This window comes from Stenotrophomonas sp. Br8 (assembly GCF_014763005.1).
Classification (GTDB): Bacteria; Pseudomonadota; Gammaproteobacteria; order Xanthomonadales; family Xanthomonadaceae; genus Stenotrophomonas; species Stenotrophomonas lactitubi.
Map to the genome: position 1 here is coordinate 90437 of NZ_JACGTN010000003.1, position 25545 is coordinate 115981.

Genomic DNA, 25545 nt, shown 5'->3' on the forward strand with positions numbered 1-25545 from the left:
ATCCGCACGCCAGGGGGTACATCGATGGGCCGCAGGGCATCGCCAAACGGACTGCAGACCTGGCTCTGGATCCTCGGTGGCCTGTTCGTGCTGTGCACCCTGCCGCTGATGGCCATTGCGCTGGTGCAGGGCACGCAGCGCTACACCGAAGCCGAGGCCAACCTGGTCAGCCTGCGGCAGCTGCGGCAGACCTTCGAGCTGGCCAATCTGGTGTCAGCCGAGCGTGGGCCAGCCAACAGCCTGCTCGGCGCCGACAGCACCGATGCGCAGGAGCAGCGCCGGTTGGCTGCACAGCTGGTGGTCGCCCGGCAGCGGGTGGACGCAGCGACGCAGCACCTGCAGAGCGTGTTCCAGACCGACCCGCGGGTGGTGGACGAAACACCGCGCCTGCATGAAGCGCAGCGGCGGCTGCAGACCGCGCGCGCTGCGGTGGACCGCGTCGCCGCATTGCCCAGGGGCGAGCGCTCGGCAGAGGATGTGGAGCACGCGATCAACAGCATGTTCGCGGTGTACGACCGGCTGCAGGCGCTGACGTCGGTGCAGATCAGCGACCTGGTCGCCGCCGATCGCGAAGCTGCGATTCCTGCCATGCAGGGGCAGATCCTGATCGACCTGCGCGAGCACGGTGGCCGCTTGGCATCCAACGTGATGGTGCCGCTGGCGGTGCCCGGCGCGTGGCGGGAGCCACAGGTGCGCGCTGCGCAGCAGACCGAGGGCCGCCTGCTGGAGCTGTGGCGGTTGGCGGCCAGCCACGAGTCTGTATTCCGCAGCGAGCCGACGCTGTCTTGGCATTGGGACATGGCGCGCCGGCAGTTCTTCGGCCAGTCGCTGCCGATGGTGGAACAGCTGATCGAAGATGGGCGGCGTGGGGTGCCGCCACCCTGGACGGCGGCCGAGTTCACCTCGCGCTACGTGCCCACCCTGCAATCGCTGGAAGCGCTGCGCGATGGCTACCTCGGCGTTTCGATCGCGCGCTTCGAGCACACCCGCAACAAGGAAGCGGTCCGCCTGGCCGTGCTGGCCGCCACGGTGCTGGGGACGTTGCTGCTGCTTGCGCTGGCCCTGCGCATCGCCCACGTGCAGATCCTGCGGCCGTTGCTGCAGGCGCAGGCGCAGGTGATCCAGATCGCCTCGGATACGCCGGGCACCGAGCAGCATGCCACCCACCCGATGGCGGAAATGCAGCGCCTGTTCGATGCCATCGAGGTACTGCGGGCGAAGTCGCATCAGCGCTCTGCATTGACCCGTGAGCTGCGTGAGCTGGCCGATACCGATCAGCTGACCGGCCTGTTGAACCGGCGCTCGCTGGAAGAGCTGGTACGACAGCGGCATGCCGATGGAAGCACGCAGGCGGTGGTGATTCTGCTGGATGTCGATCATTTCAAGTCGATCAACGATGGGCAGGGCCATGCGGCCGGCGACGATGTGCTGGTGCAGGTGGCGCAGCTGCTGCGCCGCCACCTGCGCCGCAACGACAGCGTCGCCCGTTACGGCGGCGAGGAATTCCTGGTGCTGCTGGCCGAAGGCGATCTGGCCAGTGGCCGGCAGCTGGCCGAGTCGCTGCGGGCGGCACTGCGCGGCAAGGACATCGTGCTGGGCAGTGGCGAGATCCTGCGGGTCACCGCCAGCTTCGGCGTTGCTCAGGGCACGCTTGACCCGATCGGCTGGCACGCGCTGGTACGCGCCGCCGACACCGCCATGTACGCGGCCAAAGCGCTGGGCCGCGACCGGGTGCAGGTGGCTACGGGTGGGCGTGCAGCACGCTGAGGGTAGCCTTGTTCATCGCCAGCGCACGCGCTTCTGCCTAGACTGGCCGCTCGTCTGCCGGAGGAGTACGCCATGACTCTGCGTTCCGTTGTGACTGCCACGCTGGTGGCGGGCCTGTTCGCTGGCTGCGCCAGCAGTGCACCGCAAGCCGATGCGGGCGCCGATGCACCGCGTCATCCTTCGATCGCCGCGGATGCCAGCCCGGTACCAGCCTTCACCGGCGGTGGTGAAGGCTGGTCCATCGAGATCGCCTCCACCGGCAAGGGCAACCACGATGCCACGCTCACCATCGCCGGCCGCAACAGCACCGGTACGCTGCGCTACCTCGGCCAGCCGGCCGGTGCGCCCAGTTCGTTGACAGTACTCAACGGTGAGCTGGGCAAGCAGCCCACCATCGTCGAGATCAAGCGCGAGCCTTGCCGCAATGCCGAAGGCGTGGATACATCGGCCAGCGTGCAGGTGACGGTTGAAGGCCAGCCACAGCGCCGCGGGTGCGGCTTCCTGGCCGTGTACTGACCGATACACGCATGATCGACATTCCGCTGCTGGAAACCCCCCGCCTGCGCCTGCGCGCGCAGCGCCTGGACGACTTCCCCGTGTATGCCGCATTCCTGGCCTCGCCCCGCGCACGCGGCATGGGTGGGCCATTTGGTGAGGTTGCCGCGTGGGGACAGTTCTGCCACGACCTGGCCAGCTGGCATCTGTTCGGGCACGGCGCGTTGATGATCGAGCGCCGCGATACGGGCGAGTGCATCGGCCAGGTTGGCATCAACCATGGCCCGCTGTTCCCGGAACAGGAACTGGGCTGGTTGCTGTATGCCGGGCAGGAAGGGCAGGGTTTCGCCAGCGAAGCCGCTGCGGCGTTGCGTGATTGGGCGTTCGTGGTGCGTTGCCTGCCGACCCTGGTCAGCTACATGGCAGCGGACAACCACGCCTCGCAGGCTGTGGCGGTTCGCCTTGGCGGTGTGCTGGATGGGGCGGCGGTGCGCAGCGATCCGGACGATCTGGTGTTCCGCTATCCGCGTTGACGCTCGAGTGTCACTGCAGCGCGAGCGCAGAAGCACCGCCGGGCTCACCGCGTGAAGAAACCGGCAGCAGTCATCCACGCCTCGGTCACCGCACTGGGCAGACGCTGGGCGCCCACCTGTCGAAGGAACTGCGCATGACCACGCTCACCCTGCCCGAACTGGCCAAGAAGATGGCCGGCATCGATTTCACCATGCTGCAGACTCATGCCGGTGGCCAGATCGCTGGGCGCCCGATGAGCAACAACGGCGATGTGGACTACGACGGCGACAGCTGGTTCTTCACCATGGAAGAGACCGACATGGTGCGCGAGATCAGCGCCGACCCGAACGTGGCGCTGGGTCTTACCGGCAGCAAGTCACTGCTGGGCAAGCCGCCGCTGTTCGTGCACGTGCAGGGCAGGGCAGCGCTGGTCCGCGATCGCGGCACGATGGCCCAGCACTGGGTGAAGGACCTGGAGCGGTGGTTCGAACAGGGTGTCGACACGCCAGGGCTGGTGCTGATCCACGTGCACGCCAGCCGCATCCACTACTGGGATGGCGAGGACGAGGGCGAAATCGTGGTCTGATCGCGGAACCCGTACAGGGCCCCGTGCCTTGCGTCCATGGGTCAGGAGTGCGCAGGCTCGCCGGACCACGCTGCCAGTTCCGGCGCCAGCGCATGTTCCACTGCGCGGCGCAGCAGGGCCGGGGCCACGTAATGCCGATGCGCGCTGTCGATCATCGCCATGTAGAAGCGACCGAACGCATTGAGCGTCTGCACGCGCGAGCCCAGGCTGATCTCGACCTGGCCGTCCTCGTTGAACTGCACGCGTACGCTGCTGCGGAAGCACAGATGGCGGTCATCGGCACCGAGCAGCACTTCGGCACACCGGTCTTCCGCATCCACCTGCGCATCCAGTACCGGGAAACGACCACCGAAGACGCGGCTGCGGTCGCTGGACAGCAGTGACGACACCGGACAGCCCAGCGGGGAGGTGCGCAGGCGCAGCGGCGCAACCAGGCGATTGCGCAGGGCCATCAAGCGGCCGACGCCGGCTGGCGGGTTGCGCAGGAATCCGTCCAGTACGTCGGCCAGCAGTGCGGAGGCGGAGCGGTGGCCGGTCTGCCCGCCGTGCAGCGCCAGCGTGGTCGTGTCGTTGTAGTGACTGTGCGGCAGTGCGCTGGCGAGCATCCCCTGCGTGGGCGCCGCGCTGCTGCAGACCGGGTACGCCGGCGTCGCCCGTTCCACGAATCCGCGCAGTGGCTCCAGGCTGAGGCGGCGCAGCGGCCCGAGCAACGTGCGCGTCTGCGCGCACAGGCGCGCGCGCAGGCTGGGTGCTGCCGCCTGCAGTGACAACTGCAGCAACGGTGTGGCCGCCAGCGTGGTTGCGGTGGGCCAGTGCGCTGCAGGCAGCACGTCGGTCAAGCTGGGGATGTCTGCGGCATTGGCCTGTGCCTGTGCGCGTGCCTGCTCGCTCATTGCCCCGGCCAGTTCATTGCTGTGGCACGAGAGCGCGAACAGCGCAGGGTGTGCCGGACTGTTCGAGGCGAACTGGTGCCAGGTGCCGCCGCCAAAGCGCACGGTGAACAGGCAATCCGGTGGGATGCGGACACGACGCAGTGACCGCAGGAAGTGTGCGGGATCGTCCGCCAGCTGCCCATCGGACGCGCTGGCAAACCGTAGTTCGGCACCCGCACTGCCGGCGATGGCGGTGAACATGCGCGGCCCGGCATGACGATGGAAGGGATGGCCACCGGCACCCACCACGAAGCTGTACAGCGACGACGCATCGCCGTGCTGCAGGTGCATGCCACCCAGCCGCGCTGAAGGCTCGTCCAGTGCATCGATGAAAGCGGGGTGGTGGCGCTGGCGCTGGCTGGCATCGCTCACCAGCGCATCGCCGGCACCGATGCCGAGCTGCGCGATCAGAGTGACTTCCACCGGGCCACCGCCGTCCTGTGCCGGAAGCTGGATACTCGGGAACGAACGGCTGGTGCGGGTCGAACCGGGCATCGCAGTGCTCCTCAGCGGGCGGGTGTCTTGCGGCGTGCGCGCGCTTCGCGCTTCAGCGGGCCACCGACCGGACAGACTTCGGCGGCCCAGGAAAACAGCGTGTTGGCCAGGCGCTCGGGCACCTGCCGGAAGTACACGAACTGGCCGCGCTTCTCGCGTTCGATCAGGCCGGCGTCTTCCAGGATGCGCAGGTGGCTGGACAGTGCCGGCTTGCTGAAATCGAAGCGCTCGGCCAGCTCGCCCGCGCTGAGCTCGCCGGCGCTGAGGTAGGCCAGGATCTGCCGGCGTGCGGTGGAGGCCAGGGCTTCGAAGATGCGGTCCATGGGGTTAGTTAACTAATTCGTTAACTGATGTTCTCCCTGGGGCTGGATGATGTCAAGCGCGGGCGTGCCCGTTGCGTTCTGCCACCCGGCTTTGCCATCCTCCCCGCTGTTTTCCGTTCCCTGGAGTTGCGATGCGCCCTGCGCCCTGGCTGACGGCTGGCCTGCTGCTGCCGATCGTGGTGATGGCCCAGCCCGCGCGTGCGCCGAAGGCACCGGCGCAGGATCCCTTCAGCGAACTGTTCGACACCGCCTGCATGCAGCACATCGGCGCACCGGCGCGCCTGCAGTCGCTGATGGATGCCAACGGCCTGACCCCGCTGCAGCCGGCCGAGGCGGCCACGTTGCTGCAGGGCCAGCCGGGCATGGCGTGGATGGTGCCGTTGGCCAGTGGCCGCTATGCGGTCAGCTGGGCCGACGATGGCACCTGTACCGTGTATGCCGAGAAGGCCGACCCGGCAGTGGTGCAGAAGGGCTTCGCGCGGCTGATGCAGGCCGCGCCGAAACCGCTGCAGATCCGCTCGCTGCCCTCGCGCGGTCCATTGTCCGGCGACCAGGTGGCGATCCAGTACGGCTGGGCAACGCCGGGCGAGAGCAAGCTGCGCGTGCGCTTCCGGCTGGTTACCCGGCAGGCCGCCGAAGCGGGGGTGCAGGCGATGGCCTCGGCCACGCCGGGCGAAGCGATGCGCGAACAGGCCGCGCCGCCTGCATCCGCACCCGCCCGGTAACGGCGCCGGAGCGGAAGCGATTCAGCCAACAGCCCCCGGATGTGATATATCGTTTATCGATAAATCCACCCCGGGGCGGCAGGGCCGCTCCACATCGGAGGCTGCTTGACCGTTCGTCCCGCCCGCGCCCTTCCTGCGCGCGGCTTGTTCACCCTGGCCCAGACCGCCGTGCAGGCGGTGCGCGCGATGTGCTGGCTGGGCATCCTGGCCGCGCTGCTGGCAGTGCCGCTGGTGGCCTACGACCGCAGCTGGCTGCTGGACAGCGTGCACGATGCGCACGCGGCGGCCATGCACGGTTCGCATCTGTTCCTGCATTTCTGCGTGGGCCTTGCCGCCATCGTCGCGCTGCTGGTGCTGTGCCTGGTGTTCCTGCGCCACCTGGCGCGGCTGCTGCGGTCTGCGGCCAACGAGCGCCCCTTCACCCATGCCAATGCCGTGCGCCTGCAACGCATGGCCTGGCTGATGCTGGCGATGGAGGTGCTGTCGATCGTGATCGGGCTCTACGCCAGCTGGATGGGGCCGGACTTCGCCTGGATGGAGGTGGGCGGCGGCATGTCGATCACCGGCCTGGTCGCGGTGCTGATGCTGTTCGTGCTGGCGCGGGTGTTCACCGTCGGCGCAGCGATGCGCGACGATCTGGACAGCGTGATTTGATGAGCATGAGCTGATGGCGATCATCATCACCCTCGACCGCATGCTGCAGCAACGTGGCATGACCCTGTCCGAGCTGGCCGGGCGCATCGACATCACCCTGGCCAACCTGTCGATCCTGAAGACCGGCAAGGCACGTGCGATCCGCTTTTCCACGCTCGATGCGATCTGCCGCGAACTGCAATGCAGCCCCGGCGACCTGCTCGGGCATGACCCCACGCAGGCGCAGGATGCGGATTGACCTTCGCCCCGCCGCGCGCCTGAATCGCATCACTTTCCCCTTACTGACGAAACGGACCTGAAATGGAATGGTTGGCTGACCCCTCGATATGGATGGGCCTTGCAACCCTGGTCGTGCTGGAGATCGTTCTCGGCATCGACAACCTGGTGTTCATCGCGATCCTGGCCGACAAGCTGCCGCCGCACCAACGCGACCGCGCGCGGGTGATCGGCCTGGCGCTGGCGCTGCTGATGCGGCTGGTGCTGCTGGCCGCGCTGGCCTGGATCATGAAACTGACCGAACCGCTGGTCACCCTGTTCGAGCACAGCTTCTCCGGGCGTGATCTGATCCTGCTGGGCGGCGGCCTGTTCCTGCTGTTCAAGGGCACGATGGAACTGCACGAGCGGCTGGAAGGCCGCGAGCATCACGAAGATGGCAAGAAGGTCTACGCCAGCTTCGCGATGGTGGTGGCGCAGATCGTGGTGCTCGATGCCGTGTTCTCGCTGGACTCGGTGATCACCGCCGTCGGCATGGTCGACAACCTCGGCGTGATGTATGCGGCAGTGACCATCGCGATGGTGCTGATGCTGTTGGCCAGCAAACCGCTGACCCGCTTCGTCAACAAGCACCCGACCGTGGTGGTGCTGTGCCTGGGCTTCCTGCTGATGATCGGTTTCAGCCTGGTGGCCGAGGGCCTGGGCTACAAGATTCCGAAGGGGTACCTGTACGCGGCCATCGCGTTCTCGATCCTGGTGGAAGCGTTCAACCAGTGGATACGTTTCAACCACGAGCGCAACGAGCAGCGCCAGCCGTTCCGCCAGCGTACCGCCGATGCAGTGCTGCGCCTGCTGGGCGCGCGCCAGGCCAATGGCCACGATGAAGAAGAAGCCGATGAACGTGGCAGTACCGAAGAACGCCTGCAGCCGGCCGAGCACGAGATGATACGCAGCGTGCTGGGCCTGGCTGACCGCCCGGTGTCCAGCGTGATGACCGTGCGTGCCGACGTGCAGTGGATCGACATGGCGCGCGGTGACGACGACGTGGTCGCCCGCCTGGTGGCGTCGCCGCATACGCGGATGCTGGTGGGCGACGGTGACCTGGACAGCCTGCGTGGCGTGGTGCAGAGCCGCGACCTGCTGGCCGACCTGCTGCAGGGCAAGCCACTGCAACTGGAAGGCAACCTGCGCGAGCCGCAGTACGTGCTGTCCAGCGCCAGTGCGTTGCAGGCCCTGGAGCTGATCCGCCAGCATCCGGTGCCGCTGGCGGTGGCGGTGGACGAGTACGGCAGCGTGGAAGGCCTGGTGACCGCCAACGACCTGCTGGCGGCCATCGCCGGTGATCTGGCCGATACCCAGGACGAGCGCTATGGCGTGGTCGCGCAGGGCGAGGACTGCTGGGACGCCGACGGCGCGCTGACCCTGGACGACCTGCAGCGGCTGGCCGGCGTGTCGCTGCCGCGCAGCGCGGACTACATGACCATCTCCGGGCTGGTGCTGGAACAGCTGGGGCGCCTGCCCGACATCGGCGACACGCTGGAGGTGGCCGGTATCCGCATCACCGTGCTGGCAATGGAGAAGCGCCGCATCACGCGGTTGCGGGTGGAGCGCTTGCCGGAGGCGTGACGACGGTAGAGCCGAGCCCGTGCTCGGCTCTATCCATTGCCATCTTCTGCCGTCACCATGGCGGGCCTGTTTACCGTTCTGGATTGTCGTAGTGCTGAGTACGATTGGTTTTCTGATGGGCCTGTATGTGGCCTGGCGCCTGTTCTGGCCACTGCGCCTGCCTGTCTGGTTGAAGGTGGTGCTGTCCGTGCTGCTGGTGGGCATTGCCGTGCAGCTGCGCATCGTCGCCAGCTTCTGGGGCACGATGGCCTCGCCGGAAATTCCGAAGATGGCCATCGCCACGCTGGCCACCGGCTCCACCGCGGTGCTGCTGCTGGCCCTGGCGCTGCTGGTGCTGGACGCCGGACTGTTGGCTGCCCGCCTGTTGCGCGCACCGCGTGCCCTGTCTGCACTGCGCAGCAGGGCGCTACGCCCGTCCGTTGCGGTGCTGGCACTGCTGCTCAGCGGCTTCGGTGTCAGCCAGGGCATGGCCGTACCCCAGCCGCGGCAGATCGAGGTGGCCATCGCCGGCCTGCCGCAGGCCTTCGATGGCTACCGCGTGCTGCAGCTCACCGACATCCATGCCAGCCGCCTGCTCACCGGCGACTGGGTGCGCCAGGTCGTAGCAGCAAGCAATGCGCTGCAACCGGACCTGGTGGTGATCACCGGTGACCTCATTGACGGCAGCGTGCAGGCGCGCCGCAACGATTACACCCCACTGGCTGACCTGCGTGCGCCGGACGGGGTGATCGTCATCACCGGCAACCACGAGTACTACGCGCAGTACAGCGAATGGATGCAGGCGTTCCGCGCGCTGCACATGCAGGTGCTGGAAAACAGCCACACCCAGGTGCTTCGTGGTGATGCAGCGCTGACCATCGCCGGGGTGACCGACCCGGTGGCCTCGCGCTATGGCCTGCCACTGCCCGACCTGGACGCCGCACTGGCCGGTGCCGACCTGACCGCACCGGTGATCCTGCTTGACCATCGGCCACGCAATGCACGCGAAGCGGCTGCACGCGGGGTGAAGCTGCAGCTTTCCGGGCACACCCATGGCGGCCAGATCATCGGCATGGACGAGCTGGTGAAGCGTGCCAACGGCGGCTTCGTTTCCGGCCGCTATGCGGTGGATGGCATGACGCTCTACGTGAGCAACGGTGCCGGCCTGTGGGCGGGATTCCCGGCGCGCATCGGCGTGCCGTCGGAGATCACGTTGATCACCCTGCGCCGGGCGCCGTAACAGAGTGGGGTCGGATCCCTTTGCCAGCGGCAAAGGGCTCTGACCCCATTTAACCCGGGGGGCATCCACGCATGGCGTGGATCTACTGCGTTCCTTCCGGGGCATCCACGCATGGCGTGGATCTACTGCATCGTCACTGCCGCCATGACACCCTTCGGCGATGAAGGAAAACACGCAATGACTGCGGGGCGGCAGCGCTCGATGTGGGTGGCCGGCCTGTCCACGGTGGTGGAGTGGTACGACTTCACCCTGTACCTGTACTTCGCCACGGTGCTGTCGCGGGTGTTCTTCGGCGGCGGCCAGGAGGCGATGCTGGTTACCCTGGCCGGCTTCGCGGTGTCCTACCTGATGCGTCCGCTCGGTGCGCTGTGCTTCGGCCACCTGGGCGACCGGCTCGGCCGGCGCTGGATGCTGCTGGCCTCGATGGCGCTGATGGCGGCGGCCATGCTGGCCACCGCGTTGCTGCCGACGGCGGCGACCGCTGGTGCGACTGCCGGCGTGCTGCTGTTGATCCTGCGCTGCGTGATGGCATTCTCGGTGGGCGGCGAATACACCGGCGTGGTCGCCTACCTGCTGGAAAGCGCGCCGGCGCGACGACGCGGCCTGGTCACTTCGTTGGCCTCGGCGGCCAGTGAAGTGGGCGCGTTGCTGGCGGTGGCGATCTCCGCGCTCACGGTGGCGCTGTTGCCTGCGCCGCAGCTGGACAGCTGGGGCTGGCGAATCCCGTTCTTCTTCGGCGCGGCGCTGGCACTGGTGATCCTGATCGCGCGTTCGGGCATGCACGAATCGCCGGAGTTCGAACGGCAGCGACGCGAAGGCAGCATTCCCGCCACGCCGCTGCGGCATGTCCTGCGCAACCATCCTGGTGCGGTGGCACGCACGTTCGCGATTTCCGCACTGGGGTCGATCACTTACTACGTAGGCATCACCTATGTGCCAGCGTTCCTGCACGCGCAGGGACACGACGAAGGCGATGCGCTGTGGCTGTCGACCATTGCAGCGGTGGCGGTGATCGCAATCACTCCGCTGTGCGGCGCGTTGTCCGATCGCTTCGGGCGGCGTCCGCTGCTGCTGGGGCTGACGGTACTGGCGGCGCTGCTGCCGTTGTCGATGTTCGGCTGGATGGCGTCTGCCGCGCCACTGGGCATCGTGCTCGCAGCAGTGGTGCTGGCCTGCGTGGCCGGTGGCATCAGTGCCGTGGCGGCACCGGCCACGGCAGAACAGTTCCCGGGCGAGGGCCGGGTCAGTGGACTGGCGTTGGGGGTGACCATGGCCACCGCGGTGTTCGGCGGGGCGACGCCGTGGTTGGCGCAATGGTGGGTGGAACGCAGCGGATGGTCAGCAGCGCCGGGGGCGATGATCGCGCTGGTGGCAGTACTGGTGCTGCCGGTGCTGTGGACGTTGCCGGAGACCGTGCCGAAGACCCGCCCCGTGTCCCGGGGCGGGCAGTGAGCGCTTAGACCTTCAGGGTCTGCTCGATGTCGGCCAGTACCGCACCCGCATCGACGCCGATGGCAATCGACTGCAGCACGTGGCCATCCCACACGCTGGGGCCGAAGCCCATGCCTTCCGGCTTGGGAATGGTCATGCCGCGGGCGACGCCGTCGGTGGCCACGCGCACGCTGGCGCGCTCGAACTGGAACAGTTCCGGGCGGGTCAGGGCGATGCAGGCGCAGCAGTCGTGCACGACCATGCCCTTGTGGCCTGCCTGCAGGTAGAAGTCCACGTAGTCCTGCGACAGGGCGCGCACCAGTTCGGCATCGGCGCCACCGATGGCGGCCAGTTTGTCCAGGCCGTCACGGTCCATTTCCACGCGGGTGGTCACGTCCAGGCCGATGGCGGTCACCGGCCAATTGGCGGTGAACACAATGTCAGCCGCTTCGGCGTCGCCCCAGATGTTGGCTTCGGCCGCCGGGGTGATGTTGCCGTTGACGTGGAACGCACCGCCCATCAGCACAACGCCGCGCACCAGACCGGCGATGTCCGGTGCCTGCTGCAGGGCCAGCGCCAGGTTGGTCATGCGGCCGACTGCCACCAGGGTCACTTCGCCCGGGTGGGCGCGGACCAGGTCGATGATCAGCTGGTGGGCCGGGCGGCCGTCGGTGGCCACATCCAGGGCCTCCGGCACCGGGTGGTTGCCCAGACCGTTGTAGCCATGGATATGCACCGGCCAGGCTTCCGGAGTGGCTTCGGGCTGCAGCGGGCCTCCAGCGCCGCGCGCGATCGGCGCGGACAGGCCCCAGGCCTGCTTCAGGTACAGCGCGTTGTGCGTGGTCGACTCCACCGAGGCATTGCCGAAGGTGGTGGTGACGCCGATCAGGTCGATCTGCGGGTGCTTGTGCAGGTACAGCAGCGCCAGCGCGTCGTCGACGCCCGGGTCGGTATCGAAAATGACTTTCAACATGTTGTTGTTCTTCTTCTTCCGTGTGGTGCAGGGGGGCCGGCGGCCCCGAGGGCAGGCCGGCGCGCCCTACATTGTCCCATCTTCATGACAGGCAGGGCGAACCGGCGGCGGTGGTATCGTCTGCGGGCCCGAACCCGTCGCAAGGAGCTGCGCCATGCTGGCTGTGACCCTCGTCCTGATTGCCCTGGTGCTGGGGCTGAACCTGGTGGCCAGCTTCGTGGTGCTGGGACGCGACGACCTTCGCGTCAGCAGCCGCGCCGGGCAGCTGCTGGTGGTGTGGCTGCTGCCGCTGGTCGGCGCCATCGTGTGCATGGCGATGGCTACTGCCGATGGCTCACCCGCGCGCGGCGATGGAAATGGCGGTGGCGCCTATGATTCTTCCGGTGGTTCTTCCGGCGACAGCCACAGCCACCCCAGCTACAGCAGCACGGACTGCGGCAGCGGCGACAGCGGTGGAGGCGGGGACGGCGGCAGCTGCGGCGGCGGCGATTGAGGAGACGTTCCAGGTTGCCGGCCAGCGGCCGGCACTACCGTGACCTGGCCTCGCCTTGGTAGTGCCGGCCGCTGGCCCGCAACCTCGAGACGTCACGCCCTGGTAGTGCCGGCCGCTGGCCGGCAACCTCGACAGGTCACGCCCTGGTAGTGCCGGCCGCTGGCCGGCAACCCCATGAACTCAGCTTCCGCCTTCGGTCGGCAACGGCGCAGGCACGTTCAACAATCCGCCGCTGGCCACATACGCAGCCAAGGCCTGGCCCTGGCTGAGCAGATGCCGCTCCATCGTGCGTTCGGCGCCGGCCGCATCGCGCTGGCGGAAGCACTCCATCAGTTCGCGGTGCTCGGCCAGCGACTGCGCCGTGCGCCCCGGGGCCAGCAGCTGGCGCCCGCGATGCATCTTCAGGATGCGGTGCAGGTCATGGGTGATGCGGATCAGCCACGGGTTGCCGGCGTAGTGCTGCACCGTCTCGTGGATGAGGTAGTTGTTGCGGTAGTACTCGGCGATGTTGCCGTCTGCCGCCGCCGTTTCCATCGCCGCGTGCAGATCTTCCAGCTGCTGCACGCCGGCGTCGTCGATGTGCTTGACCGCTTCATGCGCACAGCGGCCTTCCAGCATCGCCATCACCGGGAACAGCTGGTTGAGGTCTTCCAGCGTCAGCCGGGTGACCCGCGCACCGCGGCCCGCATCGATCTGCACCAGGCCTTCGGCGGCGAGCAGCTTCAGCGCTTCACGCAGCGGCGTGCGGCTGATGCCCAGTTCCTCGCACAGCGCCGGCTCGTCAATCCACTCGCCCGGTGGCAGGCGGTAGTCGTAGATCCGCTCGCGCACGTGTTCGGCCACCTCTTCATACAGAGGGGCGCGCTTCTTCGGAGTACGCGGAGCGGGAGCGATGGCCATGCGGAAAGTGTAACGCCAGGTAGTGCCGGCCGCTGGCCGGCAACCCATGATCGTTGGATGGCTTCATGAGGTTGCCGGCCAGCGGCTGGCACTACCGTTGGCTGGTTACATCCAGCCCGGCACCACGAACACCAGCCAGGCCAGCAGCGGGCCGAATGCCACCACCAGGCCGCTGTAGACCAGGAAGCGGCGGAACAGCGTTTCGCGTTCCTCCTTCGCGGCAGAGGCCACTACCAGTGCGCCGTTGGTCGAGAACGGGCTGACATCGACGATGGTGGAGGACACGGCCAGCGCGCAGATCACGCCAGCGGCGCTGAGATGGCCCTGCATCAGGAACGGCACGGCCAGCGGAATGGTGGCACCCAGCACCGCTGCCGACGAGGCGAACGCGGAGACGATGCCACCCACGTAGCAGACCAGCAGTGCGCCCAGCAGCGGGATGCCGATGCTGGAAACACCGTGGCCGATGAAGTCCACGGCACCGGCATGTTCCAGCACGCCGATGTAGGTGACCACGCCGCAGATCAGCAGCACGGTGGACCAGCTGATGCCATCCACCGCACCCTTCTGGCTCTGCGGCGACAGCAGTGCCAGCACCACCGCAACGGTGATCGAGACCAGGCCGACGTTGAGGTTGTAGATCAGTGCGGCCACGCCCAGGCCGAGCAGGCCGATCAGGGTGAACAGCCGCTCGCGGGTCAGGCCCACCGCATCCAGTGCCACCGGATCGTTGGACAGGGTGCCACCACCGGCCGCGACCAGCGCACCGTGGCCTTCGATGGCGAACTGCCGCGACGAGGCCTGCGGACCACCGGCCATCGCCAGTTCCGCCGTGCCGACCGTGCCCGCCGCAGTGATCGAACCGCGACGCAGCAGCGCGATGCCGCCGAAGGCGAAGAAGCAGATCGTGGCCATCATGAAGTTGAAGCCGAGGCTGGTCAGGAACACCGCCATCTCGGTGACTTCCAGCCCGGCCTTCTGCACCACGCCATTGGTGATGCTGCCGTACACGCTGATCGGCGAGAAGCCACCCGCCTGCGCACCATGGATCACCAGCAGGCCCATCATCAGCGGATTGATGTTGTACTGCTTGGCAAAGCGCAGTGCGACCGGGCCGATGATCGCCACGGCCGCCGGGCCGAGCGCCCCGAAGGCGGTCAGCACCGCGGTGATCACGAACATCACCCACGGAATGGCCACGATATGGCCGCGCACTGCTTTCACCGCCCAATGCACCAGCAGGTCGATGGTGCCGTTCTTCTGCGCGATGGCGAACAGGTAGGTGATGCCGACCAGGGTCAGGAACAGGTCACCCGGGAAGCCGGCGAGGACTTCCTTGCCCCCCATGTCGACCCAGAGACCGCCGACGATGAAGGCCAGCGCGAAGGCGACGGCGCCCATGTTGATCGGCATCGCGGTGGCGACGATGAACATGATCACCAGACCGATGATCGTTGCAATTTGTGGAGTCATGCGCCCTCCCAGACACCTGATTCGCGTACTGCACGGATGGAAGCCCGCCATCCCGGGGTATGGCCTGTTACGTACTGCGCGTTACGTACTGCTCAAACCCTCTACTGCTCAAACCCGTTACTGCAGCCGCTGCAGCGCGCTGCGGACCCACGCCGCCGCGCCGTCCAGGCTCTGGAATTCCTCGATCGCGCGCACCTCGCAGCACGGATAGGCCGGCGCGAGCATGCGTGCCAGCGCGTTGCCCGGGCCCAGCTGCAGGAACACCCGCGCGCCGCGCTCGAAGGCCTGGCGCATCACCTGTGCCCATTCGATGGTCTGCGCCAGCTGTGCGGACAGCGTATGCACCGTCGTCGTGGTGTCGCGCACCGGCCGTGCATCGATGCCGGCCAGCAGTGGCAGGCGAGGGGCATGCAGGGTGGTCGCCTGCAGCGCCGCGGCAAACGGTGCGACTGCCGCCGACAGCAGTGGCGTGTGCGCCGGCACATGCACCGGCAACGGGCGCACCTCCGCGCCCTGCGCGTGCGCGGCAGCGGTCAGCGCATTCAGTGCCTGCTGCGTGCTGCCAACGATGAAGTGATCTGCGCCGTTGGCGATGGCCACGTGCGCGCCGTACGTGTCGCACAGCGGCTGCAGCGTCTGTCGATCCAGGCCGAGGATGGCCTGCATGCCCGCACCGGCGGGACTGGCAGCATCCATCAGGCGCGCGCGCTGGGCCGACAGCGAAAGGCAGGTGCTGGCATCGAAACTGCCAGCAATGGCGTGCGCCGCCAGTTCGCCGATGCTGTACCCGGCCAGCACGATCGGGCTCGGCAGGGCGTCGCGCAGGACATGCCATTGCGCGATGCTGGCGGCGCACAGCAGCGGTTGCGCCTGTGTGTTGTCGAAGCGGTCGTCGGCGGCTGCGGCAGCGAACACGTCGCGTCCCAGCACATCACCCGCCGCGTCCAGTACCGCGCGTGCAGCGGCGATGCCACGCACGCGGTCGAACATCGCCGGATGCTGCGCACCCTGTCCGGGGCAGAGCAGAGCCAGGCTCATACGCCCTCCTGCTGCAGCAGGAACCAGGCGCAGGCCAGCAGATCGGCACTGCCACCCGGGCTGAGCCGACGCGTCACGAACGCATCGCCCATGGACTGCAGGCGCATGCGCCAGTCCGGCGCGAAGGCCCCGCCCGAGGAAAGGAAGGTGGTTGCCTGTTGCTGCGCCCAACGCAGGCCCTCGGCGCCACCTCGGTGCAGCAGGTTCAGATCGTCCACCTGTGCCACCAGCTGCATCAGCGTGTGGCACAGCGCGGCGTCGCGCGGCAGGCCGCTGTCCAGCGCGTGGCGCAGGGTGGGCAGGGCCAGCTCGCGCAGCACCGGGTAGCCGGCGGCAGCCTGCTCGCGCACGCCGCAGACCCCGTGTCGTGCGCGCGCGCGCTGTCCCGGGCTGTGCGGGTCCAGTGGCGCCGTGATGAGCGCGTCTTTCCACTGCTGGACCGCCAGACACACCTGCGCGCCGGATACGGCCTGGCCATGCGCGCGCCTGCGCTCAGCAGCGGCAGCCACCAGCAGGCCAAGGCTGAAGATCGCACCGCGATGGGTGTTGATGCCGGCGGTGGCGGCCAGCATGGCCGCTTCGGCGGCAATGCCGTGATCGCGCAGCACCGTGAAGGGGGCACCCGCGGCACCGGCCCTGGCCACCGCAGTGAAGTAGTGGCGCAGGGCGAACAGGCTGCGCAGGAAGGTGCTGGCATCCATGTCGTCATGGCTGCCACTGTTGAACGGCGTGACCAGGCCCGGTTTCGGGGCGCAGGCCAGCTCGGTGTGCAGGCTGGCAATGGCCAGCCGTCCCAGGCGTGCGCTGTCGATCACCGTACCGTGTGCGGACAACGGCTTGCGGGCGGCAATCATGCGATCGCCTCGCGCGTGGCGAACAGCGTATCGCGCGCTTCCAATGCGGCTCCGTCCAGGCGCTTCACCAGCACCTGCCGACTGCGGCCGGCAAGTTCGCGCCAGTTCACCGCACCGCCATCGGGCAGGCACAGCTCGCCATCAAGGCGATGCGGATGGCGGCTCTCCCATGCCAGCAACTGCGCGATCAGCGCCTCGGCCTGCGCGGCATCGGTCACCTGCCACAGCAGGTCGATGTCCGAACGCTCATGCAAGTAGTGCAGGGCAGTCAGCCATTGCCAGGCGAAGGCGCCGAACACCCGTGCCGGGGCCAGTGCCTGCAGGTCGTGAAGTGATTCCTGCCATGCCTGCGGAACAACGGCGTCGCCCGCTGCCAGCAGCTCACTCAATGCCGGCGGCGCGCGCATGCGAGCAACGTCGCGCAACGGCACGCGCAACGACAGGCGTTGCTTGCCCTCGGCCGGTGGCAATGGAACGCCCAGTCGCAGGCGCGGATCGGGATCATCCGCTGCACGACGCGTCACCACCGCAGGCAGGCCCTGCGCCAACCATGCGGCAAGGCGCGGCTCGTGCGTGGGCACGTCGGCCCGCCAATCGGCATCGGCCGACAGCCAGACCAGCGTGTGCCGGGCAGGCCGCTCAGGCATTGCCCTGGCTCACGGCAATGGCCACCTGCGCAGCCAATGTGCGGCCACCGCGTTCGGCGCCCAGCGCGGCGCGATGGTCACCGTCGGCGGGTGCGCGCAGTGCATCCAGCAGGTGACGCGCCAGATCACCATCCCACAGCGATTGCACTGCGCCCATCGCCACATAGTTCTCCACGCCCGGCGCGAACACCGGCGAGGTCAGGCTCAGCGCCTGCAGTTTTTCCAGCGGCTGCTTGGTCACCCGTGCCATCGCGCGCAGGTCCATCACCCGCACCTGTGCATCGGGCAGGGCATGGATGTGGTCGGCCATCAACCCGAACGACAGGAAGCCGCCGCTGACCGACTCGCCATACACCAGCGTGACCAGGCGCGCGCCACGGCGGCGGGCCAGGTCCAGGGTCTGTGCGAGGTGGGCGAAGTAGCCGTTGATGCCCAGCAGTTCATCGCGGCGCGCCAGCCGCTGGCCGGCGGTATCGACCAGCATCACGATCGGACGCTGCGGATGTACAGCGGTGCTGGCCAGCACGGTATCGGCCAGCACCAGGGCGTGATCCACGCCCACTTCGATCTTGTCGGTGGTGCCGATCACCGTCACCTCGCCGTCGTCGGTGGTCGCTGATCCGGTCAGTACCGAATCGTTTACCGCGATTGCGTGGCCACGCGGGAACAGCGCGTCCAGCAGCGTAGTCAATGGCAGGCTCATGGCAGGCTCCGGTGCGCGGTGGCGGCAAGGAAGGCATCGGTTTCCAGCAGCGCCAGGCGTTCTGGATCCGCAATGCCCTGGCGCGCCCAGATCTGCAGTCCATCGTTGCAGTCGCCCCATGCTTCCACGCGCGCTTTCAATGCGGCGTGGCGTGCCTGCAGCGCGGCCAGCGCCGCGTCGGTGTCGGCGCTGGCGGTGTCTGGCTGCAGTGCATCAAAGGCCGCCTGCGCAAAGGCGCTGATCGCATCGGGTACCAGCACCTGCGCCTGGTCGATCAGGTAGCGGTGCTTGCCGCCGGTTACCCGCCACACCAATGCGCGGTCGCGCGAATCGAATTCCTCCACGCCGCGCACGGTCTCGATCACTTCCGGGCCAGACAACGACAGCCGCCCCTCCTCGGACATGATCACCGTAGTGCAGCAGCGGGCGACGATGCCCATGCCGCCGAAGGCGCCGTTGCCACTGCCGATCAGCGCCACTACCGGAACACCGGCTGCACGTGCACCCAGGGTGGCGCGCATGATCTCGGAAATGGCGATCAGGCCGGCGTTGGCTTCATGCAGGCGCACACCACCGGTATCGAGCAGCAGCAGCACGCCGTCGGGCCGGGTATCTGCCGCGCGGCGCAGCAGGCCGGTCAACTTGGCGCCATGCACCTCACCGACACCGCCGCCCATGAATTCACCCTGCTGCGCGGCCACCAGCACGTGTTTATCGCGCAGGCGTCCTTCGCCGACGACGATGCCATCGTCGAAGGCGGCTGGTTGGTCCAGCTGTGCCAAGTGCGGGCTGATGGCGCGCTGGGCCGGGCCGAGAAACTCACGGAACGAACCTGCATCAAGCAGTCCGCCGATGCGCGCGCGGGCATCGGCTTCGTAATAGCTGTTGCGCTGTGCGAGCGTCATGGCTGGCCTCCGGCGTGCAGGGTCTCTACCGCCTGGTCCAGGCGCAGGCTGACCACGGCCGGTGTGGCGCCGGCATCATTGATCGACACGCGTACATCGCGCAGGGGGTGACGCTGGGCGAAGTCGGCGATCACCGCCTGCCATACCGTGCCGAAGCCACGCGCGGCGGTGATGATGCGCACCGTCATCGCACCTTCCAGGTCGGCCGGTTCCAGCAGGATTTCCAGGTTGCCCGAGGCCAGTACGCCCACCAGCACGGCATCGGTGGGGAAGCGGACAGGCGTCGTGCCGTCGAATCGATAGTCGAGGGTTTCCATGGCGTTCCCCTTACCAGTTGCGGAAGCGCTTGGGCGGGTCGTACAGACCGCCGGACCAGCGCACCAGGTCTTTCACCGAGCGCGCGGCAAGAAGATCGCGGCTGGCGTCACGCACGTTGATGCCGAGATCGTCCGGGCGGCGGATCACTCCACGGTCGCGCAGGTTTTCCACCATCGCGCGATCGCGGCGCCTGCCCACGGCGGTGTAGCCGGCCACGCCGCGGATCGCCTGCTCGCGCTCTTCCGGGCTGCGGCACAGCAGCAGGTTGGCGATGCCTTCCTCGGTCAGCACATGGCTGACGTCGTCGCCGTAGATCATCACCGGCGGCAGCGGCATGGCCGCGCGTTCGGCCAGCTCCCAGGCATCGAGGCGGTCGACGAAGGCCGGCGCCATGTGCTCGCGGAAGGTTTCCACCATCTGCACCACCAGCTTGCGCCCACGCGGAATTTCGCCCGGCCGCGCGGCCTGCTGGCCGGCCTTGAGCCAGGCGTCGCTGGCGTGGCGGCGGCCGCGTGCGTCCGAGCCCATGTTGGGCGCGCCACCGAAGCCGGCGATACGGTCGCGGGTGGCGGTGGAACTGTTGCCCTGCAGGTCGATCTGCAACGTGGAGCCGATGAACATGTCGCAGGCATACAGTCCTGCGGTCTGCGAGAACGCGCGGTTGGAGCGCATCGAACCGTCGGCGCCGGTGAAGAACACATCCCCGCGCGCGGCGATGTACTTCTCCATGCCCAGTTCCGAGCCGAACGAGTGCACCGATTTGACGAAGCCCGATTCGATGGCCGGAATCAGCGCCGGGTGCGGATTGAGCGCCCAGTGCTGGCAGATCTTGCCTTTCAGCCCCAACGATTCGGCATAGGTCGGCAGCAGCAGTTCGATCGCCGCGGTATCGAAACCGATGCCGTGGTTGAGGCGGTTCACCCCGTACTCGGCGTAGATGCCCTTGATCGCCATCATCGCCATCAGCACCTGGATCTCGGAAATCTGCGCCGGGTCGCGGGTGAACAGCGGTTCGATATGGTTCGGGCGCGGCGCCTGCACCACGAAGTTGACCCAGTCCGCAGGAATATCGACGCGGGGGAGGGTATCGACGATCTCGTTGACCTGGGCGATGACGATGCCGCCACCGAACGCGGTGGCCTCCACGATCACCGGCGTGTCTTCGGTGTTGGGGCCGGTGTAGAGATTGCCGTGGCGGTCGGCGGCCTGCGCCGCGACCAGTGCCACGCGCGGGGTGAGGTCGATGAAGTAGCGGCCGAACAGTTCCAGGTAGGTGTGGATGGCGCCGATCTGGATGCGGCCCTCGGCCACCAGGTTGGCCAGCCGCACCGACTGCGGCCCGGAGAAGGAGAAGTCCAGTTTGGAGGCGATGCCGCGCTCGAACACATCCAGGTGCGAGGGCAGCGACAGCACCGACTGCACCATGTGCAGGTCATGCACCCTTGCCGGATCGAGGTCGGCCAGCGCCTGGGCGAGGAAGTCGGCCTGCTTCTGGTTGTTGCCTTCCAGGCAGACCTTATCGCCCGGCTCCAGCAGCGCGTGCAGCAGTTCGGCGACATCGCCGGCCGCCACCTCGTGGCCACTGGCCCATGGCGCGGCGCGTTCCAGCCGCGCCTGGCGGCCCCGCTCCAGCGTGTCCCAGCTCGGGTTCATCGACGGACTTCCGAATGGCGTTGGAATAATTACGCCATAATTATGGCGAGCTGTGCAACTCGCAGCGCAGCAAATCTGACCGCCTGGCGTGCCGACCAACGGTCGGCACCCACCAAATGGCACCCAGCAAATGGCACCCACCAAAAAGAAGGGCCCGCGCGTAGGCGGGCCCATCCAGGTAGGCCACGACCGTTGGTCGTGGCGGGGTGAGAGCGTGCCGACCAACGGTCGGCACCCACCGGGTTTCCGCCGCGCGCCTCAGAACTTCCAGCGCAGGCTGGCCGCCACGAAGCGCGGTTCGCCGTAGTTGTTGTAGTCCAGGTTGGCCCAGTAGGTCTTGTCCAGCGCGTTGCGCACGCTCAGCGTCGCCGTCCAGTCGTCGCTGATGCGGTAGTTGGCGTTGAACTGCACCAGCGCATACGCCGGCTGGTTCACCGTCACCGTGGTGCCCACACCCACCGGGTAGGGGATGTTGTAGCCCTGCACCTTGCTCTGCCACTGCACGCCACCGCCGATGCTCAGGCGCTCCAGCGCGCCGCGCAGCTGCAGCTGGGTATTGAGCTGCAGCAGATTCTCGGCCGGATTGGCGTACAGCAGGTCGGTGGCCGCGCGGGTCACCTTGACGTGGGTATAGCCGGCATTGACCGTCCAGCCCGGCAGGATCTCGCCGTTGACGTCCACTTCCCAGCCACGCGCCTTGGTGCCGTTGACGCCGATGTAGGCCGAACTGCCGTCGCTCAGCGAGCCTTCCGGCACGCCCATGTCACGCACCGCGTAGTTGTCCTGCTTGGCTTCGAAGATCGCCGCGTTGGCGGTCAAACGGCCATCAAACCACTGCGTTTTCAGGCCCGCTTCCAGGTTGGAGCCCTGCACTGGCGCCAGCAGGTTCTCGTTGCGGTCCTTGTAGTTCTGCGGGTTGAAGATCTCGGTGTAGCTGGCATAGGCCGCCACGTTCGGGGTGATGTCGTACACCAGGCCCACGTACGGGGTGACTTCATCGCTCACCTTGTACGCGCCGCTGGTAGCGGTATAGGCGCCGGCGGCGTTGTAGGCACGGGTCTGGGTCTGCCAGCGGCTCAGGCGTGCGCCGGCGATCAGCGCCAGCGGGTCGGCCAGGCGCAGGCGGGTGGCCAGGTAGAAACCGCTCTGCGTGGTCTTGGCCACGCGGCGTGCGCCGGTAAGGGTGTACGTCACTTCGGAGATGTCGCCATCCCAGGTGTGCACGTTGGGGATGTAGTAGCAGCGCTCACGGCCACACGTCGCCCAATCGCGCGGGTAGTTCAGCGCCAGGGTATTGGTGGTGCTTTCCAGGTCGGCCCACTGTGCGCCGACGGTCACGTCATGCTCCTGGCCCCACAGGTTGAAGGTGCCGGTCAGGTAGGCGTCGACGTTGCGGCGGGTGTCTTCCGAATCGCCGGCGGCAGTGCGCAGGTAAATGCCCGCGCCGGTCACCGGGTCGGGATTGCCGGTGCCGTACAGGCGCATGTTCTGCACGTTGCCGCGGGTGTAGGCGGTGTTGATCTTCAGCAGCCAGTTCTCACCGAAGCGCTGTTCCAGGTTGGCGAATACCGTGCTGGTCTCGCGCTGCCAGTAGCTCCACTTCGGTGCCAGGTTGGTCGAGCGCGGCAGATGCGCGAAGTTACCCTTGCTGTCGAAGAACGGCACAGTGCCCCAGGTCGAACCCACCGGGTTGTTGTCCTGGGTCTGGTAGCCGACGGTAACCGTGGTGCTGTCGGTCACATCGCCTTCCAGCACGGCCATGCCGGCCATCTTGTTCTCTTTGTAGCGGTCGTAATAGAAATCGCGGTCGGTGTAGGCGGCGACCACGCGGCTGCGGAAGCGGCCGTCGGCGGTCAGCGGCGCGGTCACGTCCGCCTCCATGCGGCGGTAGTCCCAGCTGCCGGCACTGACCGAGAACGAGGCGTCGAACTCCTTGCCCGGGCGCTTGCGCAGCAGGTTCACCGTGGCCGACGGCACGCCGGCGCCGCTGAGCAGACCATTGGCGCCGCGGATCACTTCCACCCGGTCGTAGAAGGCGGTGTCGTATTCCTGGTTGGTCGAGCCGCTGTAGGTGGGGATGCCGTCCACCTGGAAATCGGTGATGGCAAAGCCGCGCGCGTAGTACAGCGGGCGCTGGGTGTCATAGAAGGACACGCTGACGCCGGTGACATTGCGCAGCACGTCGTTGAGGCTGAACAACGATTCGTCCTGCAGGCGCTGCAGGCCGATCACCGTGGACGACTGCGGCGTTTCCTGCAGGGTGATCGGCAGGCGGGTGGTGCTGGACGGCGGCGCGGACTGCTCGGCGCGCACGCTTACCCGGTCCAGGGTCTTGGCGTCGGAGGCGTCGGCAGCGACCTCGGCGAACGCCGACGGTGCAACCACGGCGAGGGAGGACAGCAGGGCAGCCGGCAGCAGCGCACGGCGGGGCAGGCGGGTACGGAGAGTCAGGGACATGGCGGGCTCGAAGCGTGAAGGCGGGGAAGGGGCGGCAACAGTCGTCCAGCACCCGGGCGGCGGCTTCGGGCACATCAGGTCCATCTGGGAGCGGCGCGGTCACTGCGCAGGACGCAAATGTAAATAATTCTTAACAACATTACAATTCGCGTCATTGAGCAGGGGTTTGTCGGCGCCTGGCAGGGGCTGGAGCGGGGTCGGATCCCGTTGCCCAGGCAACGGGCCCTGACCCTGCCCTCGGCGCTCGAGCGCGGGTCAGAGCCATCCCGCACGGGAGGGATCCGACCCGCCGCCGCATAAACGCAGACGGCCACCCGAGGGTGGCCGTCCGTTTGCATCCGTAAACCGCAGGCTTACAGCGCCTGCAGTTCCTCGTTGGCGTTGCGCTTTTCCTTGGCCGGGGCCGGCGCGGCCGTCGGTGCCAGGGCTGGCGTCGCGCCTGCTTCCACCGGAACGTCCAGGTAGGGCAGGTGCAGGGTCTGGCTGGTCAGCGTGCGGATCTCGTTGGTCAGCGCGGCACTGTCGTTGAGCTTGCGGCCGTACGACGGCACGATCTCGCGCAGGCGGGCTTCCCAACCGGCCTTCATCTGTTCCGGGAAGGCCTTGGCCATCAGGTCGAGCATGATCGGCGGCGAGGTCGATGCACCCGGCGAAGCGCCCAGCAGCGCAGCGAGGGTGTGGTCCTTGTCGGTCACGATCTCGGTACCGAACTGCAGCACCGCGCCCTTCAGCGGATCACGCTTGATGATCTGCACGCGCTGGCCAGCGGTGACCAGCTTCCAGTCGCCCGGCTTGGCGTTGGGGAAGTACTTGACCAGTTCGGCCTGGCGATCGGCGTCGTTGAGGCGCGCCTGGCCCATCAGGTACTGCACCAGGTCCAGGTTGTCCTTGCCCACTTCCAGCATCGGGCCGACGTTGTTGTGGTTGACCGACGAATACAGGTCCCACCACGAGCCGTGCTTGAGGAACTTGGTGCTGTACAGCGCGAACGGCCCGAACAGGACCACCGGCTTGCCATCCAGCTTGCGCGCATCCAGGTGCGGCACCGACATCGGCGGCGAACCGGTTTCGGCCATGCCGTAGGCCTTCACGCCATGGCGCGAGGTCACGTCCTGGCCCTGGAAGGCGAGGAACTGGCCGCCCACCGGGAAGCCGGCGTAGTCCTTTGATTCCGGGATGCCCGACATCTGCAGCAGCTTCAGCGCGGCGCCACCGGCACCGATGAACACGAAGCGGGCGTGGGTGGTGGACTCGGTGCCGGCCTTGAGATCCTTCACCGTCACGTTCCAGCTCTTGTCCGCGTTCTGCCGCAGGGCGCTGACTTCATGGTTGAGGTGCAGGCCGAAGTTCGGGCTGTGCTGCAGGCCGGCGGTCAGCTGGCGGGTGATGACGCCGAAGTTGACGTCGGTGCCCAGCGGCATCCAGGTCGCGGCGACCTTCTGCTTCGGGTCGCGGCCTTCCATCAGCAGCGGTGCCCACTGCTTGATCTGCGCCGGGTCCTCGGAGTACTGCATGCCGTAGAACAGCGGGTTCTTCACCAGCGCCTGCTGGCGCTTGTGCAGGTAGGCGATGTTGTCATCACCCCAGACGAAGCTCATGTGCGGAGTGGGGTTGATGAAGTCGCTGGGCTGGCTCAGCCGGCCTTCCTTCACCTGGTGCGACCAGAACTGGCGCGAGACCTCGAACGATTCGGCGATGCCGACCGCACGCTTGGTCTCGATGCTGCCATCGGGCAGTTCCGGGGTGTAGTTCAGTTCGGCGAATGCCGAGTGGCCGGTGCCGGCGTTGTTCCAGCCGTCCGAGCTTTCACCGGCGACGCTGTCGAGGCGCTCGTAGACCTGGATGTTCCAGTCCGGCTGCAGTTCCTGCAGGTAGGTGGCCAGAGTGATGCTCATGATGCCGGCGCCGACCAGCACGACGTCGACGGGCTTGTCGTTGCTCGCGGCGGGCACCGAGCGCTGGGTCAGCGGCCAGTACAGGAACAGTGCGGCGACCAGCAACAGCAGCACGAGCAGGGCGAGCAGGGCCTTGCCAAATTTCTTCATGGGGGCGGAATCGTTGGCGGGGGGAAGGGGTCAGGATGCGCAAGAAGCAGGGAAAGAGCGTGAAGAAACAACGCCTTGCAGCATTCCAGGGGCAATTTTAACCGCTT

25 protein-coding genes are annotated in these 25545 nt (G+C 67.5%); 11 read left to right on the forward strand and 14 right to left on the reverse strand.

The genetic code is table 11. The features are described from left to right. Positions 1-24: 24 nt before the first annotated feature. The 4 genes from H3005_RS01745 to H3005_RS01760 all read left to right on the forward strand — a co-directional run bounded on the left by H3005_RS01745 (position 25) and on the right by H3005_RS01760 (position 3361). Complete coding sequence (locus tag H3005_RS01745) at positions 25-1767, forward strand: GGDEF domain-containing protein (protein WP_100551809.1); 1743 nt, start codon at positions 25-27, stop codon at positions 1765-1767. 72 nt (positions 1768-1839) lie between these two features. Then, positions 1840-2283, forward strand: coding sequence for a hypothetical protein (locus tag H3005_RS01750; protein ID WP_100551810.1), 444 nt, complete (start codon positions 1840-1842; stop codon positions 2281-2283). Between the two features lie 11 nt (positions 2284-2294). Beyond that, a complete protein-coding gene (locus H3005_RS01755) occupies positions 2295-2795 on the forward strand; it encodes a GNAT family N-acetyltransferase (protein WP_100551811.1) in 501 nt (166 codons plus the stop codon). 134 nt (positions 2796-2929) lie between these two features. Next, positions 2930-3361, forward strand: a complete 432-nt coding sequence (locus H3005_RS01760; RefSeq protein ID WP_100551812.1) for a pyridoxamine 5'-phosphate oxidase family protein — start codon at positions 2930-2932, stop codon at positions 3359-3361. Between the two features lie 41 nt (positions 3362-3402). Here H3005_RS01760 and H3005_RS01765 read toward each other — a convergent pair whose 3' ends face one another. Both H3005_RS01765 and H3005_RS01770 read right to left on the reverse strand, forming a co-directional pair. Next, a complete protein-coding gene (locus H3005_RS01765) occupies positions 3403-4788 on the reverse strand; it encodes a DUF2867 domain-containing protein (protein WP_100551813.1) in 1386 nt (461 codons plus the stop codon). An 11-nt stretch (positions 4789-4799) separates the two neighbouring features. Then, complete coding sequence (locus H3005_RS01770; protein ID WP_089239470.1) at positions 4800-5111, reverse strand: metalloregulator ArsR/SmtB family transcription factor; 312 nt, start codon at positions 5109-5111, stop codon at positions 4800-4802. Positions 5112-5242: 131 nt separating this feature from the next. On the opposite strand from H3005_RS01770, the gene H3005_RS01775 reads away from it, so the two are divergent. The 6 genes from H3005_RS01775 (at position 5243) to H3005_RS01800 (ending at position 11000) form a co-directional block, all read left to right on the forward strand. Further along, the gene (locus H3005_RS01775; RefSeq protein WP_100551814.1) at positions 5243-5836 is read left to right on the forward strand and encodes a hypothetical protein; all 594 of its coding nucleotides are present in this window, start codon (positions 5243-5245) and stop codon (positions 5834-5836) included. A 186-nt stretch (positions 5837-6022) separates the two neighbouring features. Continuing rightward, positions 6023-6490: a DUF2975 domain-containing protein gene (locus tag H3005_RS01780; protein WP_100554063.1), complete on the forward strand. Its 468-nt coding sequence runs from the start codon at positions 6023-6025 to the stop codon at positions 6488-6490. A gap of 13 nt (positions 6491-6503) precedes the next feature. Further along, positions 6504-6728 carry a helix-turn-helix transcriptional regulator gene (locus H3005_RS01785; protein WP_100551815.1) on the forward strand — a complete coding sequence of 75 codons (225 nt, stop codon included), beginning with the start codon at positions 6504-6506 and terminating at the stop codon, positions 6726-6728. Positions 6729-6790: 62 nt separating this feature from the next. Continuing rightward, positions 6791-8329: a TerC family protein gene (locus H3005_RS01790; protein ID WP_100551816.1), complete on the forward strand. Its 1539-nt coding sequence runs from the start codon at positions 6791-6793 to the stop codon at positions 8327-8329. 82 nt (positions 8330-8411) lie between these two features. After that, positions 8412-9548, forward strand: coding sequence for a metallophosphoesterase (locus tag H3005_RS01795; RefSeq protein ID WP_100554064.1), 1137 nt, complete (start codon positions 8412-8414; stop codon positions 9546-9548). A 177-nt stretch (positions 9549-9725) separates the two neighbouring features. Continuing rightward, positions 9726-11000 (forward strand): MFS transporter, encoded by a 1275-nt coding sequence (locus H3005_RS01800; protein WP_100551817.1) that lies wholly within the window; start codon positions 9726-9728, stop codon positions 10998-11000. Between the two features lie 4 nt (positions 11001-11004). Here the strand turns inward: H3005_RS01800 and H3005_RS01805 are convergent, their stop codons facing one another. Further along, positions 11005-11952, reverse strand: a complete 948-nt coding sequence (locus tag H3005_RS01805; RefSeq protein ID WP_100551818.1) for a nucleoside hydrolase — start codon at positions 11950-11952, stop codon at positions 11005-11007. A 154-nt stretch (positions 11953-12106) separates the two neighbouring features. Here H3005_RS01805 and H3005_RS01810 point away from each other — a divergent pair, with 154 nt between their 5' ends. Beyond that, positions 12107-12445, forward strand: coding sequence for a hypothetical protein (locus H3005_RS01810; protein WP_100551819.1), 339 nt, complete (start codon positions 12107-12109; stop codon positions 12443-12445). Between the two features lie 180 nt (positions 12446-12625). Here H3005_RS01810 and H3005_RS01815 read toward each other — a convergent pair whose 3' ends face one another. The 11 genes from H3005_RS01815 to mqo form a co-directional block, all read right to left on the reverse strand. Next, on the reverse strand, positions 12626-13345 hold the full coding sequence (locus H3005_RS01815; protein WP_100551820.1) for a GntR family transcriptional regulator: 720 nt from the start codon (positions 13343-13345) through the stop codon (positions 12626-12628). Between the two features lie 105 nt (positions 13346-13450). Continuing rightward, a complete protein-coding gene (locus tag H3005_RS01820) occupies positions 13451-14818 on the reverse strand; it encodes an SLC13 family permease (RefSeq protein WP_071305649.1) in 1368 nt (455 codons plus the stop codon). 117 nt (positions 14819-14935) lie between these two features. After that, positions 14936-15856, reverse strand: coding sequence for a malonate decarboxylase subunit epsilon (gene mdcH / locus H3005_RS01825; RefSeq protein ID WP_191077487.1), 921 nt, complete (start codon positions 15854-15856; stop codon positions 14936-14938). After that, positions 15853-16710, reverse strand: a complete 858-nt coding sequence (mdcB, locus tag H3005_RS01830; RefSeq protein WP_191077488.1) for a triphosphoribosyl-dephospho-CoA synthase MdcB — start codon at positions 16708-16710, stop codon at positions 15853-15855. The genes mdcH and mdcB overlap by 4 nt, the downstream gene beginning before the upstream one ends. Then, positions 16707-17357 (reverse strand): malonate decarboxylase holo-[acyl-carrier-protein] synthase, encoded by a 651-nt coding sequence (gene mdcG / locus H3005_RS01835; RefSeq protein ID WP_191077489.1) that lies wholly within the window; start codon positions 17355-17357, stop codon positions 16707-16709. The genes mdcB and mdcG overlap by 4 nt, the downstream gene beginning before the upstream one ends. Next, complete coding sequence (mdcE, locus tag H3005_RS01840) at positions 17350-18054, reverse strand: biotin-independent malonate decarboxylase subunit gamma (RefSeq protein WP_100554065.1); 705 nt, start codon at positions 18052-18054, stop codon at positions 17350-17352. Before mdcE ends, mdcG begins: the two co-directional genes overlap by 8 nt. 2 nt (positions 18055-18056) lie before the next feature. Further along, positions 18057-18965 carry a biotin-independent malonate decarboxylase subunit beta gene (locus tag H3005_RS01845; RefSeq protein ID WP_191077490.1) on the reverse strand — a complete coding sequence of 303 codons (909 nt, stop codon included), beginning with the start codon at positions 18963-18965 and terminating at the stop codon, positions 18057-18059. Continuing rightward, complete coding sequence (gene mdcC / locus H3005_RS01850) at positions 18962-19282, reverse strand: malonate decarboxylase acyl carrier protein (RefSeq protein ID WP_191077491.1); 321 nt, start codon at positions 19280-19282, stop codon at positions 18962-18964. The genes H3005_RS01845 and mdcC overlap by 4 nt, the downstream gene beginning before the upstream one ends. Positions 19283-19292: 10 nt before the next feature. Then, the gene (mdcA, locus tag H3005_RS01855) at positions 19293-20936 is read right to left on the reverse strand and encodes a malonate decarboxylase subunit alpha (protein ID WP_191077492.1); all 1644 of its coding nucleotides are present in this window, start codon (positions 20934-20936) and stop codon (positions 19293-19295) included. 258 nt (positions 20937-21194) lie between these two features. After that, positions 21195-23393 (reverse strand): TonB-dependent siderophore receptor, encoded by a 2199-nt coding sequence (locus tag H3005_RS01860; RefSeq protein WP_191077493.1) that lies wholly within the window; start codon positions 23391-23393, stop codon positions 21195-21197. Between the two features lie 353 nt (positions 23394-23746). Next, on the reverse strand, positions 23747-25438 hold the full coding sequence (gene mqo / locus H3005_RS01865) for a malate dehydrogenase (quinone) (RefSeq protein ID WP_180163913.1): 1692 nt from the start codon (positions 25436-25438) through the stop codon (positions 23747-23749). Positions 25439-25545 lie beyond the last annotated feature (107 nt).

Bases quoted from the DNA above. Each gene is read 5' to 3' on its own strand.
- H3005_RS01745 (WP_100551809.1), top strand. From the start codon at position 25: ATGGGCCGCAGGGCATCGCCAAACGGACTGCAGACCTGGCTCTGGATC.
- H3005_RS01750 (WP_100551810.1), top strand. From the start codon at position 1,840: ATGACTCTGCGTTCCGTTGTGACTGCCACGCTGGTGGCGGGCCTGTTC.
- H3005_RS01755 (WP_100551811.1), top strand. From the start codon at position 2,295: ATGATCGACATTCCGCTGCTGGAAACCCCCCGCCTGCGCCTGCGCGCG.
- H3005_RS01760 (WP_100551812.1), top strand. From the start codon at position 2,930: ATGACCACGCTCACCCTGCCCGAACTGGCCAAGAAGATGGCCGGCATC.
- H3005_RS01765 (WP_100551813.1), bottom strand. From the start codon at position 4,788: ATGCCCGGTTCGACCCGCACCAGCCGTTCGTTCCCGAGTATCCAGCTT.
- H3005_RS01770 (WP_089239470.1), bottom strand. From the start codon at position 5,111: ATGGACCGCATCTTCGAAGCCCTGGCCTCCACCGCACGCCGGCAGATC.
- H3005_RS01775 (WP_100551814.1), top strand. From the start codon at position 5,243: ATGCGCCCTGCGCCCTGGCTGACGGCTGGCCTGCTGCTGCCGATCGTG.
- H3005_RS01780 (WP_100554063.1), top strand. From the start codon at position 6,023: ATGTGCTGGCTGGGCATCCTGGCCGCGCTGCTGGCAGTGCCGCTGGTG.
- H3005_RS01785 (WP_100551815.1), top strand. From the start codon at position 6,504: ATGGCGATCATCATCACCCTCGACCGCATGCTGCAGCAACGTGGCATG.
- H3005_RS01790 (WP_100551816.1), top strand. From the start codon at position 6,791: ATGGAATGGTTGGCTGACCCCTCGATATGGATGGGCCTTGCAACCCTG.
- H3005_RS01800 (WP_100551817.1), top strand. From the start codon at position 9,726: ATGACTGCGGGGCGGCAGCGCTCGATGTGGGTGGCCGGCCTGTCCACG.
- H3005_RS01805 (WP_100551818.1), bottom strand. From the start codon at position 11,952: ATGTTGAAAGTCATTTTCGATACCGACCCGGGCGTCGACGACGCGCTG.
- H3005_RS01810 (WP_100551819.1), top strand. From the start codon at position 12,107: ATGCTGGCTGTGACCCTCGTCCTGATTGCCCTGGTGCTGGGGCTGAAC.
- H3005_RS01815 (WP_100551820.1), bottom strand. From the start codon at position 13,345: ATGGCCATCGCTCCCGCTCCGCGTACTCCGAAGAAGCGCGCCCCTCTG.
- H3005_RS01820 (WP_071305649.1), bottom strand. From the start codon at position 14,818: ATGACTCCACAAATTGCAACGATCATCGGTCTGGTGATCATGTTCATC.
- mdcH (WP_191077487.1), bottom strand. From the start codon at position 15,856: ATGAGCCTGGCTCTGCTCTGCCCCGGACAGGGTGCGCAGCATCCGGCG.
- mdcB (WP_191077488.1), bottom strand. From the start codon at position 16,710: ATGATTGCCGCCCGCAAGCCGTTGTCCGCACACGGTACGGTGATCGAC.
- mdcG (WP_191077489.1), bottom strand. From the start codon at position 17,357: ATGCCTGAGCGGCCTGCCCGGCACACGCTGGTCTGGCTGTCGGCCGAT.
- H3005_RS01845 (WP_191077490.1), bottom strand. From the start codon at position 18,965: ATGACGCTCGCACAGCGCAACAGCTATTACGAAGCCGATGCCCGCGCG.
- mdcC (WP_191077491.1), bottom strand. From the start codon at position 19,282: ATGGAAACCCTCGACTATCGATTCGACGGCACGACGCCTGTCCGCTTC.
- mdcA (WP_191077492.1), bottom strand. From the start codon at position 20,936: ATGAACCCGAGCTGGGACACGCTGGAGCGGGGCCGCCAGGCGCGGCTG.
- H3005_RS01860 (WP_191077493.1), bottom strand. From the start codon at position 23,393: ATGTCCCTGACTCTCCGTACCCGCCTGCCCCGCCGTGCGCTGCTGCCG.
- mqo (WP_180163913.1), bottom strand. From the start codon at position 25,438: ATGAAGAAATTTGGCAAGGCCCTGCTCGCCCTGCTCGTGCTGCTGTTG.